This is a genomic window from Nitrospinota bacterium (assembly GCA_027619975.1).
Lineage (GTDB): Bacteria > Nitrospinota > Nitrospinia > Nitrospinales > VA-1 > JADFGI01.
On record JAQCGX010000052.1, the window covers coordinates 1 to 11,869 of the forward strand.

General features: G+C 46.8%; 8 protein-coding genes. 2 read left to right on the top strand and 6 right to left on the bottom strand.

Translation table 11 applies throughout. The annotated features are described in order from the left end of the window. Positions 1 to 157 precede the first annotated feature (157 nt). Positions 158 to 580: a DUF5069 domain-containing protein gene (locus O3C58_13395; GenBank protein MDA0692847.1), complete on the top strand. Its 423-nt coding sequence runs from the start codon at positions 158 to 160 to the stop codon at positions 578 to 580. A 70-nt stretch (positions 581 to 650) separates the two neighbouring features. Then, a complete protein-coding gene (locus O3C58_13400) occupies positions 651 to 3,050 on the top strand; it encodes a PBP1A family penicillin-binding protein (GenBank protein MDA0692848.1) in 2,400 nt (799 codons plus the stop codon). A 33-nt stretch (positions 3,051 to 3,083) separates the two neighbouring features. Here the strand turns inward: O3C58_13400 and O3C58_13405 are convergent, their stop codons facing one another. The 6 genes from O3C58_13405 to O3C58_13430 form a co-directional block, all read right to left on the bottom strand. Further along, entirely contained in the window at positions 3,084 to 5,120 is a 2,037-nt protein-coding gene (locus tag O3C58_13405) for a penicillin-binding protein activator (protein MDA0692849.1), read from the bottom strand. Between the two features lie 67 nt (positions 5,121 to 5,187). Beyond that, positions 5,188 to 6,582: a sigma-54 dependent transcriptional regulator gene (locus O3C58_13410; protein MDA0692850.1), complete on the bottom strand. Its 1,395-nt coding sequence runs from the start codon at positions 6,580 to 6,582 to the stop codon at positions 5,188 to 5,190. Positions 6,583 to 6,666: 84 nt separating this feature from the next. Next, entirely contained in the window at positions 6,667 to 7,875 is a 1,209-nt protein-coding gene (locus tag O3C58_13415) for an argininosuccinate synthase (protein ID MDA0692851.1), read from the bottom strand. Positions 7,876 to 7,984: 109 nt separating this feature from the next. Beyond that, a complete protein-coding gene (glk, locus tag O3C58_13420) occupies positions 7,985 to 8,974 on the bottom strand; it encodes a glucokinase (GenBank protein MDA0692852.1) in 990 nt (329 codons plus the stop codon). Between the two features lie 155 nt (positions 8,975 to 9,129). Beyond that, positions 9,130 to 10,368 (bottom strand): transaldolase, encoded by a 1,239-nt coding sequence (locus O3C58_13425; GenBank protein MDA0692853.1) that lies wholly within the window; start codon positions 10,366 to 10,368, stop codon positions 9,130 to 9,132. A 4-nt stretch (positions 10,369 to 10,372) separates the two neighbouring features. Further along, positions 10,373 to 11,698, bottom strand: coding sequence for a glucose-6-phosphate isomerase (locus O3C58_13430; protein ID MDA0692854.1), 1,326 nt, complete (start codon positions 11,696 to 11,698; stop codon positions 10,373 to 10,375). Positions 11,699 to 11,869 lie beyond the last annotated feature (171 nt).

Below are 11,869 nucleotides of genomic sequence, written 5' to 3' on the forward strand. Positions count from 1 at the left end.
ACTTCCGTATAACCTTTAAGGGCAGGTCGCCTGTCCCACTAAAACAAAACCATCTCCTTAAATTGACGATTAGGAGCATTTAGTCAATTTTTAGAGGTGCCCTTAATTATTATCAAAACCAGTATAGAGCCCGACGCTCCAAACTGAACCTCCCCCCATGAATCTTAACGAAACGTTTCCAAGAAGCCCCAGAGATAAAATGAACGGCCTGGTTTTCCTTCCCCGGATGATCGATAAGGCCCGGGCTTTTAAACAAAACTCTCTGGGAGAGTATATTTTCCCCTGCCCTCTCGACAAAAAGATTCTAGAGTTTCTTAAAATAGATGCAGAAGAATGGGCCAGTTTTGTAAATTCAAATAATGAGGAGCAAATCTCCCAATGGGTCAAGGAAATATGTTTTTCCCGCCAGCCGGAAGAAATTGAATTGATCAATAAAAAAATCCTAAAACGCCAACCCGCCAGTGAAGATCGCTGGAAGTATTTTTTCAAATTGCGTGATAATATAGATCCTTCGCGGACCGATGTCACCACCTGGGTCGATCTCATGGACTTGGAAGAAGGCCGCCCCAAAACCAAATGAAAATTTTACATTGTTCTCGCTCCAGTCTTTTAGCTTGCCTCGTTAAACCCAGCCTCAATTATTTTATTTCATGAAAAAAATATTAAAAAATCAGCGTCCTCAAAAAACTGCTTCTAAAAAAAATCCTCTCTCTCTAAAAAAGCTTATTTTAATAAGCACTCTATTTCTGTTCCTGAGTGGGATATTCATTGCCACCCTGGGAGCAGGGTTCCTTTATTTTCATTATTCCAAGGACCTGCCGGATATTCGGACGCTAAAAAGTTATCAACCCAGTACCATTACCAAGTTGTTTTCGGATAACGATGAACTGATTGCAGAGTTTTACATCGAGAAGAGAATAATAGTCTCACAGGAAAACATTCCCCTGCAATTAAAACAAGCCACCCTTGCCGTGGAAGACTCCAATTTTTATTACCATTTAGGCATCGATCCAAAAGCCATTTTCCGGGCAATGATCACAAACTTCCAAGCGGGGGAGGTCGTGGAGGGAGCCAGTACCATCACCCAGCAATTGTCGAAAACATTATTCCTCACCCGAGACCGAAATTTCACCCGAAAAATAAAAGAAGCCATCCTGGCCATCCGTATGGAATTGATTTTTTCCAAGGATGAAATTCTTGAAATGTATTTGAACCAGATTTATTACGGTCACGGAAGCTATGGAGTCGAGGCGGCGGCCCGCACTTATTTTGCAAAAAAAGCCAAGTATCTTAATGTAGAAGAATGCGCCATGCTTGCAAGCCTTCCCAAGGCACCCAATAATTACACCCCTTACCGTTATCCCGAGCGTGCAAAAAAAAGGCGCAACCACGCCATCAGGAGAATGGAACATTTGGGATTCATCTCCAAGGAAGAGTCTGAAAGGGCCCAGAATGAAAATTTCAAGCTTGGGGAAGTCACTGACATGCTCAACAAGGCTCCTTACTTTGTGGAATACATACGCCAGTTTCTACAGAAGACCTACGGCAGCAAAAATCTTTATCGTAGTGGCTTAAAGGTTTATACCACTTTAAATATAGATTACCAGGAAGTCGCCCAAAAAGCGGTGCAGGAAAACCTCCTGATAGCGGACAAACGGTATGGTTATCGCGGTCCTCTGGGAAAGGTGGACTTGACTCTAAACCCTTTGGCCGTTCAAACCACCCTGCTCGAACTCAACGACTTCCAGGAACAGGAGGATACTCGTGTTAAACCAGGAACGATCCTCAAGGGAGCTGTTCTTGAGGTGACAGACGATGATGTCCTCGTTGGACTGGGAAAAGATGAAGGCATCATTGAACTCAAGGATATGGACTGGGCGCGAACACCCAATACTGGAGTAGATGGAATATGGGCCAAAATATCCAGCGCCAGACAAGCCTTGTCGGTGGGAGACCTGATCCTGGTAAAAGTAAAGGGCCGACGAGATGAGGACATGAAATGGTCACTGAGCCTGGAACAGGAGCCGGAAGTCGAAGCGGGCCTTCTCAGCCTGGAACCGGGAACGGGACACATCAAGGCCATGGTTGGCGGTTATAATTTCTCCAAAAGCCAGTTCAACCGGGCTGTCCAGGCCGTCCGCCAACCAGGGTCCGCTTTCAAGCCGATTATTTACGCCTCTGCTATTGCGGAGGGGTATTCCCCAGCCAGTATCGTCATCGATTCTCCAATTATATTCAAAGAAAAAGAGGACGCCTTCGATAAATGGAAACCCGTCAATTTTGAAAAAAAATTCTATGGTCCAACGTCTATCAGGACGGCTCTCACCCATTCGAGAAATATAGTGACCGTAAAACTTTTGCAAAACATCGGCGTTAACCGCGCTGTTCAAATGGCGCAGGATCTGGGCATCACCAGCACTCTTGAGAAAAACTTATCCATTGCTCTGGGTTCTTCAGGCGTGACTCTTATGGAAATCACGTCCGCGTATTCCGCATTCGCCAATCGGGGTGAAAGGATCTCTCCAATAGCGGTCCGTCTGATCGAAGATAGGAATGGAGAATTGCTTTATTCCGCCCAACCGCATGTGAGCCAGCCTATTTCCAGCGGCATGGCCTATACAATCACCAGCCTGATGCAGAGTGTCGTGCAAAACGGTACGGCAACGAAGGTAAAGGTTTTAAACCGCCCTATCGCTGGCAAAACCGGAACAACCAATAATAATGTGGACGCCTGGTTCATCGGCTTCACACCGGGAGTCGTTACCGGCGTCTGGGTCGGGAAAGACAACTATGAACAACTGGGGAAAAACGAAACCGGGTCCAGGGCGGCAATTCCCATCTGGCTGCAATATATGGACTATGTGCTTCAAGGAAAGCCCGTCCAAAACTTTCCGGTTTCCAATGAAGTATTATTTTCAAAAACCAATCCGGCAACGGGGGAAAAAGCAAATTTCGGAGATCCCGAGGCCCAATTCGAAGTATTCATAGATGACAACATACCAAAGCGGGAGGAGGCAGAGATAGATTCTGTAAAGGATGAGGCGTTTTGAGCAAAAAAATTACGGGGAAGATAAGTCAGATATTCAATTTATTTGGCGAACCTTGCGGTTCTTGATCCTCAATGTAAATAGCTCTTTCTCGGAATCCCCATCAGGAAGAATCGAGGTTTTTCCTGAAACACCAGGATAGCCTTGTAGCGCGTCCAGATGTTTTTTGACCTCGATACGATTGCTTGCACCCTTCAATATGGATTGAATCATTATATTGGCACCGTCATACGCTTGTGCCGAATAAAGGGTTGGATCCTTTCCAAAAGTGGATTTAAAAGCCTCCACAAAATTTTTCACTTCCGCTCTACTGGAATCCATGAAAAATCCATCCACAAACAACCCGTCTCTAATATAACTACCGGCACTTTCAATGAGTTTGGGAGAATTCCACCCGCTACCCCCCAAAAGAGTTACATTGTCAATATTGTAGAAAACCAACTGCGGAACAATCAGCCCAACTTTATCAAAAAAACCGGGAATAAAAATAGCGTCGTATTTCAACTCAAGAGACGCCTTCAAATTTTCAATCTTCTCATTATTCCAATGACCCATATCGACAACCGGTCGCGACAGCCCACCGCCAACGCTCGAATCATCGCCCGGAGTAAAATTATTTTCCTGGATCAGACTTTCCAGCTTGTCATCGGTAACCCCTCCCAATTCCAGAATTTGAGCCTTAAAATCCGTTTGCGTCCGATCGTACGCAACCGTGGTAATCACCTGGCCGCCCAACGATTCAACTTCCTCCTTGAATAGTTTTCGAAACTCAATACCGTAACTTTCCACCGGATAAAGAATTGCAAACCGATTCAAGCCCAGCTCGTTGACGGCATACGCCGCTAGAAATTTGGCCTGAATTTTCCGAGTGAGCGCATTTCTGAATATATAAGGGCTCATCTCCGGGAGACCTTCTGAAGAAGCGGTCGGAGTAAACACGGGAATCTGATACTTGTCAACAAGCGGCACGATCTCCTTGACTTCATCACTCAAAACAGGCCCCAGGATACCAGCCAGTGTGGGGTCCCCTGCCAATTCCTCCATAATGCTGGTTAATGAATCGCCATTAGCTGAATCCTTGACGATGAGCTCAACTTTTTGCTTTCCCTCTGAACCCTGCTGATTGAGAGCCAGCTGAACTCCCTGCAACACCTGTTGGCCCGTGACAGCTCGCCTTCCCGTTAAAGGCAAAATCACTCCCAACCGAATTTTCCCTTTCAGGTTTTTTTCGATATTCTTTATTTGGCGCTCAATTTTTGGTTTTTCAGGATGGTCGGGAAAGCGGCTGGAAAAATCAATGGAAACCGACTTAAACTTATCGATATTGCCATGATTCCTATAAAGGGAAATCAGCTTCAGAAAAATAAGGTCTGCAGGAAATCCAGTTTTATATTTTCCTCTCAGGGATAAGAGAGTTTCTTCGGAAAGTTTGTCATCAATGATCTTCTCAATTTCTTCGCGTGCGAATTCTATAATTTCATTATTTTGCTTTTGCTCATAAACCTGAACCAGCTTGTCCAGAGCGTTGGCATAATCGAATTTTCGCTCATCGAGTTTACCAAGGTGGAATAAAGCCTTCCACCGCAGCTTGATATCTGGATGCGTTTCGGCCACCTTCCGAAAAAATCGTTCCGCTTCGGAATTTTGGCCCAATTCAAAATAACATTCGCCCATAAGATAAATAACCGTATTCATGAGCGAACTTCTGGGGAAATCTTTAATTAAAATTTGATAGTATCGCAAAGCCGTGGCAAACGATCCCATCTTCTGATCCAATTGCCCCAGCCGAAATAGCGCCCTATAGGCCATCACTCCAGAAGAATGGCGGCTGTAGGAATCCTCATAAAGAGGTCGGGCTTTATCAAAATTTCCGGCATGAAAATAAGACTCGGCCCTTTGAAACGGATCATTGTAAACGGGCTTGTTTTTGTTGGGGTCCGCAGACAATGAAGGAGGTGCAAAAAACCAGATCAGGCAGGAAGTAGTCAGAAAAAAAACGACTCTTCCCCAAGGGACAATTTTAAAAATAAATTTCCTTTTACCAGGGTCATCCATAACAGTCGTGGACCACAAAAATTTCGTGAAGTTCTTCAGTAAGTCATCATCCCGCAGAGGCTCGGTTTAAAGTAATAGAAAGAAATCAATCGTCGGCTTCTTCCTTGCCCTTGAGTTTGTGTTTTTGGATACGATACCGCATGGATCGAAAGCTTAAATTAAGTTGCTTGGCCGCTTTGTTAATGATCCCGTTGGACTGGTCCAAAGCGCCCAGGAGCATTTTCTTTTCGATCTGATCCAGAGTTTTCTCCAAATCAACCGGCTGATCGCTCGGCGGCAAAACCACATCAGAAGCCGATTCCTTATTTCCGGAAATTCCTCCGGGCAGGCTGGACACTTGAATCATGTCCTCCACTTCCAGGACAACCGCCCGTTCAATCACATTCTCCAACTCCCTGACATTCCCCGGCCAGGAATAATTTTCCATCAAACTCAATACATCCGAATGAACGCCTTGAATTTTGTTATCTCCCTGACGCTCCTCGTTGTATTTTTTTACAAAATGGTCGACCAGCAGGGGAATATCTTCTTTCCTCTCCCGTAAGGGTGGAAGCTCAATGGGTATGACATTCAACCGGTAATATAAATCTTCTCGAAAAGTTTTATTTTTAACCGCTTTGGTCAAATCCAAATTGGACGCGGCGATGATTCTCAAATCAATGCCAATGGTTTTGGTTCCACCCACCCGCATAATTTCCTTTTCCTGTAAAACCCGAAGCAATTTCACCTGGATGCTCAAGGGAGCTTCACCCACTTCATCGAGAAAAAATGAGCCCTTACTGGCAGACTCCATCAAGCCGACTTTAGTGGCGTCGGCGCTGGTAAAAGCTCCCTTTTCGTGCCCGAACAATTCACTCTCCAGCAGGCTTTCAGGGACCGCCCCGCAGTTTATGGAGATAAAAGGATAGTTTTTTCGGGTTCCGTTAAAATGAATCGCCTTGGCGACAAGTTCTTTCCCCGTGCCGCTCTCCCCGCCAATCAATACCGTGGCATTACTAGCAGCCACTTTTTCTATCAGCTTGAAAACATTCTTCATGACTGAGCTTTTGCCAATAAAATTGGTAAACCCGTATTTGTCATTTAGAGCGGATTTTAAATACTGATTTTCATCGGAAAGGGTTTTCTTTTCGATCGCGTTTTTGATGATGAGTTGCAGGTCTTCAATTTTAAAAGGCTTGGAAATATAATCGTAGGCGCCTTTTTTCATGGCCTCGACCGCCGTTTCGGCAGAGGCGTAGGCGGTCATCAACAGGACCGGGATGGCGGGATTATGCACCTTGACCGCCTCCAGCACTTCGATGCCGTTGGCTCCCTTCATGCGAAAATCCGTAATGACCAGGTCGAACGCACTTTCCTGCACTAACTTTACGGCCTTCTCTCCACTGCTCGCGGTTTGCACTTCGTAGCCCTCATTCTCCAGCATGATGGTGAGGAAATCGCGCAAACTCTTTTCATCATCTACAACAAGAATAGATTTCATATTAAAAATTTACTCTGTATATAAGAACAAATCAAGTTCTTGAGAGGGAGGAGCAGGGTCCTGAATGCATCAAGACCCGCTTTTTTATTGGTTTCCAAAGGTGTCGGAAAATATTTTCAAACGCAAGGCATTGAGGCGAATGAATCCTTCAGCATCATCCTGGCGATATCCATCGCCTTCTTCAAAGGTGGCAATTCTTTCGCTGTACAACGATTTAACGGCCTTTCGGCCTGTCACCGTGCAGTTTCCCTTGTACAGCTTCAGCTTTGCCGTCCCATACACATTTTTTTGAGTTGCATCGATGGTCATTTGCATCAGCTCGCGCTCGGGCGAAAACCAGAAGCCGTTATAAATGGCTCTTGCGTAGCCGGGAATCATGGAATCTCGAAGATACAAGACTTCCCGATCCATGGTGAGGGATTCAACCGCCCGGTGAGCGGCGTGCAGGATGGTTCCTCCCGGAGTTTCATAGACGCCTCTAGATTTCATGCCGACAAAGCGGTTCTCGACAATATCGATCCGCCCGATTCCATTTTTTCCACCGTATTCGTTGAGACATTCCAAAAGCCGGGCGGGACTCATGCGCTCACCGTTCACCGCCACCGGATCTCCGGCTTCATATTCGATTTCTATCGTGGTCGGCTTGTCCGGCGCTTGTTCAGGAGAAACGCTCATTCTAAACATATCCTCATCCGGCGTGTACCAGGGATCTTCCAATACCCCACCCTCGAAACTGATGTGGAACAGGTTGCGGTCCATGCTGTAGGGTTTGTCCTTGGTCACCGGGACCGGAATGTTGTGTTTCTTTGCGTAATCCATGAGGGCCGTCCGGGACGTGAGATCCCAATGCCGCCAGGGAGCGATGATCTTGATATGTGGATCCAGAGTCTGATAGGCTAGTTCAAAGCGAATCTGGTCATTGCCTTTGCCGGTAGAACCATGGGACACGCCATCCGCCCCTTCTTTGGCGGCAATTCGCATTTGCTCTTTGGCAATCAGGGGACGGGCAATCGCGGTTCCCAGCAAATAATTATTTTCGTAAAACGCGTTGGCACGGAGCATCGGAAACAAATAATCTTTTGCAAACTCTTCTTTTAAATCTTCGATGTATACCTTGGAAGCTCCCGTCGCCAGGGCCTTTTCCCGAACGGGTTCCAATTCCTGGCCCTGCCCGACATCCGCCGCAAATGCGATGATTTCACAATCATATTGCTCTTTGAGCCACTGGATAATTACGGAAGTATCCAATCCACCGGAATACGCTAAAACAATTTTCTTTAATGTGCTTTCCATCGATCCTCTTCAAACAAAAAATATGGGACTATTATTCCCCCACACAGGAAACTCCTAATGGTGAGGACAGGACACAAGCTGGCTATCATACCGCGTCTTGTAAGGGACATCAACGGACGAATTTGGCTCCCAGAGCATAATGCGCCAGGCCCAAAAGAGAGGCTTTTTCATTTAATATCACTTTGACCGGAATTTCGCGCATGAAGGGTTTGAACCGTCCTTTGGAATAAAAGGATTCCATAAACAAACCGCTCTTAATCAGTGGCAGGATTTTTGGCGCTATCCCGCCGCCAATATAAATGCCCCCGCGAGTCAACAGCTGCAACCCCAAGTCACCGGCTACCGCTCCGTAAATCGAAACCAACATTTCCAAAGCTTTTGCGCAGGCTGGGGATTTTCCCTGCAAACCATTTTGAGTGATGACCTCTCCGGGATCGCCGTTCTGGAATTCCTGAGTCAGCCAGGACGGTTCCTCGAACGCATGGCATTTTACAAGAAACTGATAGATATTATGGAGACCTGGGCCGGATAAAACCCGTTCGATACTGGTGCGGCCCAATTTCTGGTTCAAAAAATCCAGCAATTCCATTTCCAGTTCCGCGCGGGGAGCAAAATCACAGTGTCCTCCTTCCGAGTCGATCAGTAAATATCGCCCTGTCCCATCCGGAATAAGAAATGCCTCTCCAAGGCCGGTTCCAGCGGCTAAAATAGCCACTCTCCCCCCTTCTACTTCCCGGCCTTCCTGGAGCACTTCCAACTCGGGGTCAGGCAAAAAAGGCACCGCACAGGCCATCGCCGCCAAATCGTTGATCAGCCAGACCGATTCCAACCCCAATTGCTTTTTTAAATTTTGGACATCCACGACCCAGGGAAGGTTGGTGACTTCACACTTGCCGTCTTTAACGGGTCCTGCGATGCCAAAAGCGGCCCGCTCTATTTGCGGATGTTCTTTTTGACAAAATTCGTCCAGGATATCTTCCAGACCGGAATATTTTTGGCTTTCAAACCTGGCTTCACCCACCTGTTCGAGGTGGTCGTTTGCCTGCCGAAACACTGCCAGATTGACCTTGGTTCCTCCGATATCTGCAACCAGAATCATGGTTTTCTCATTCCTTTGGATAGATGGCTATAGTTAAGTCGAGAACCTTCATGCAGTTTATCCAGAGCCTGTTATACGTCATCGCTAGCCGCAAAGCGGCGCGGCGATCCAGTGATTAAATAAAAATCTCCTTAGAATTTGATCTCGATTCTTATTTAAATAAACGAAAGGATTCTTTCATCCAACGCCTGCTGGTCTTTGGCAAACGATTGCAAAGCCGAATGCGTCATCAGGTCGTCCAGCGCTACGGAATCAGGCCATTCTCCTAATCGGGGAATTTTTCCATGCTCGGTGATCTTGCTCAGGTCTTCCTGAGAGAAGGGATGAAACAGGTCAATTCCTTTTTCGCGGCAAAAGGTTTCCAAACCCTCTCCGGTCATTTGATCGACCTTAGCATCTTTCACTAACAATTCGACAAAGGCTTTAAAGGCATCCGAAAGTTCCCATAAAACGGAAAAACGAGACGCACCCGACGGGGTAGCATCAATGCCCGGTTCGATAGTATCGGAAACATGGGACCGGAGTTTTCCTGCATCACTCGTGTCCATAAAATCCTGCATCGCGGGCGGTGGAATGGTCAAAACGTCAAGCCCGGCCAGAAACCCGACCTGAGCTCCATTTCGGATACTGGCCCCGATCAGTTTGGTGGTCACATCAGGGTGATCCGTTCTAAGGTCACACAAGGCTCCCTGGGTGGCAAGGGTTACTTTTTCGCCCACCATGTCACCATTGCCCAAAGAATTGTCGATCACCACCTGGTTGAGCCGCCCTAAAAAGACATTCACATAACTCGGGTTGGACAACCGGGCCGCGAGATAGTTTTGCCGGACCGAAAATCCCAGAGTGTAATTGATGGGAATCCCCTCTTTGCGAAGCTGGCGCACCGCCATAAACCCCTCAGGAGTGAGCGGGATCTTGACGATAAAATACTCCGGGCAGACTTTGTAATAGCGTCTCGCATAGGTCAATGTTTTTTCCATGTCTCGTGACATGGCAGGGTGCAATTCCACGCTCACCTTCACCTTGAACGCCTGCACCAGCCTGAGGGCAATCTTGCAGTTGATGACAAAACCTATTTCCGTGACCAGGTCCTCTCCATTTAAATCAGGAGCCACGGCGCGAATTTTCTCAACCGTATCGCGGATGGTTGCATCCATCACCCCGCTTTGCACCACCTGATTGGCAAGGGTATTGTTTGTGGTCAAGGCGGACAATTCACTCTTCCAAGTGGCCTGGGCTTTTTCAAGATCTCCGGTATCGAGCCACAACTCGCTCCCTAAGGAACACAGTTTTTCCAGCAAAGCATTGGTTTCAGCTTCAGGTTTTTCGCCAACCACTTCCTCATGAGCGATCTGGTGAATCAACTCATCCAATTTTTGACTTGTTGTCGTCATGGAATTATCCTTTCCCGTACCCTGGTTTATTCAAAAGCGAGAACATATTTTTTTTGTAAAATTCAACACCCGGCTGATCAAAGGGATTCACGTCCATCAAATAGCCCGTCATGGCAATGGCACGCTCAAAAAAATAAAACAACTGCCCTAAAGAATCCGCCGACCGGTCCTTGATCGAGATTTCCATATTGGGCACCTCCCCTTCCAAGTGCGCCATCGCGGTCCCTTTGTAAGCCTTATCATTAACGAAATCCAGTGATTTTCCCGCCAGATAATTCAGCCCATCGTCGTCATTTTCAAATGCGGGGATTTCCAATTGCTTGCGGGAAGTCTCAACACGTAGAAAGGTTTCAAAAAGGATGCGGTTGCCCTCCTGTACCCATTGTCCCATGGAATGCAAATCCGTGGTGTATTCAACCGATGCCGGAAAAATCCCTTTTTTATCCTTGCCTTCACTTTCACCTGCCAATTGTTTCCACCACTCCAGAATATAGGACAAGGAAGGATGAAACGCGGCCAGAACCTCAAGCGTCTTGCCCTTTTTATAAAGCAGGTGTCTGATTCCCGCATAAAGATAAGATAAGTTTTTTTCAATACTCGAATGAGAAGAATAAGCGGACTCCGCAGTTTTTGCCCCGGCAATCAACTCGCGGATATTGACGCCCGCCAAGGCAATGGGAAGCAGACCCACAGGCGTCAACACCGAATACCTGCCCCCAACATCGTCGGGGATCACGAAAGTGGTGTATCCCTCTTCGTCGGCAAGTTTTTTGAGCGCGCCTTTTTTCTCATCGGTGGTGACGACAATCCTTTTTTTCGCCCCGGATTTACCGTATTTCTTTTCCAGTTTTTCTTTCAACAGACGAAACGCCACTGCAGGCTCTGTCGTGGTCCCCGATTTAGAAATGACGTTCAGACAAACGTCCCGCTCCGCAATCAGATCAAACAAGTCTGCATGATAGTCAGAACTCAGGTTGTGACCCGCGAAATGCACCTCCGGGAAACCGGGCTTTCCTCCAGTCAACTGATTGGCGAAGGTATGTCCCAGAAAGGAAATCGCCGCTCTTGCGCCCAGATAAGAGCCGCCGATACCGATGCTGACAAACACATCGGAATGATCGCGAATGTGTTTTGCCGACTGTTCGACAGCACTCAATTGTTCGTGCGTGGTTCGGGAAGGCAAATCCAGCCAGCCAAGATAATCCGATCCCTTACCCGTCCTGTTCTCCAGAGCCTGATGCAACGGGTCGATTTGAGATTGCAGGCCTTGAATTTCCTGATCGGTTACGAAAGACTTGATATTATCGTAGTTTAACTGGAGGGAGGTCATAGTCATTCCTTTGAGAAATTCAAGCTGGTTCGCTGGCAGGGAAATCCATTGACAATTTCACGACCATTATACATTCTGTAAAAATTATCATTACTATTTTTATGGACACCTCTAAAAATTAGTTTATTACGGGAAATCGAACATTGCACAAGATTTCTTATATCGGTGGCA

What these genes read in the sequence shown, in the direction of transcription:
- O3C58_13395 (MDA0692847.1), top strand. Translation starts at nt 158, where the DNA reads ATGAATCTTAACGAAACGTTTCCAAGAAGCCCCAGAGATAAAATGAAC.
- O3C58_13400 (MDA0692848.1), top strand. Translation starts at nt 651, where the DNA reads ATGAAAAAAATATTAAAAAATCAGCGTCCTCAAAAAACTGCTTCTAAA.
- O3C58_13410 (MDA0692850.1), bottom strand. Translation starts at nt 6,582, where the DNA reads ATGAAATCTATTCTTGTTGTAGATGATGAAAAGAGTTTGCGCGATTTC.
- O3C58_13415 (MDA0692851.1), bottom strand. Translation starts at nt 7,875, where the DNA reads ATGGAAAGCACATTAAAGAAAATTGTTTTAGCGTATTCCGGTGGATTG.
- glk (MDA0692852.1), bottom strand. Translation starts at nt 8,974, where the DNA reads ATGATTCTGGTTGCAGATATCGGAGGAACCAAGGTCAATCTGGCAGTG.
- O3C58_13425 (MDA0692853.1), bottom strand. Translation starts at nt 10,368, where the DNA reads ATGACGACAACAAGTCAAAAATTGGATGAGTTGATTCACCAGATCGCT.
- O3C58_13430 (MDA0692854.1), bottom strand. Translation starts at nt 11,698, where the DNA reads ATGACCTCCCTCCAGTTAAACTACGATAATATCAAGTCTTTCGTAACC.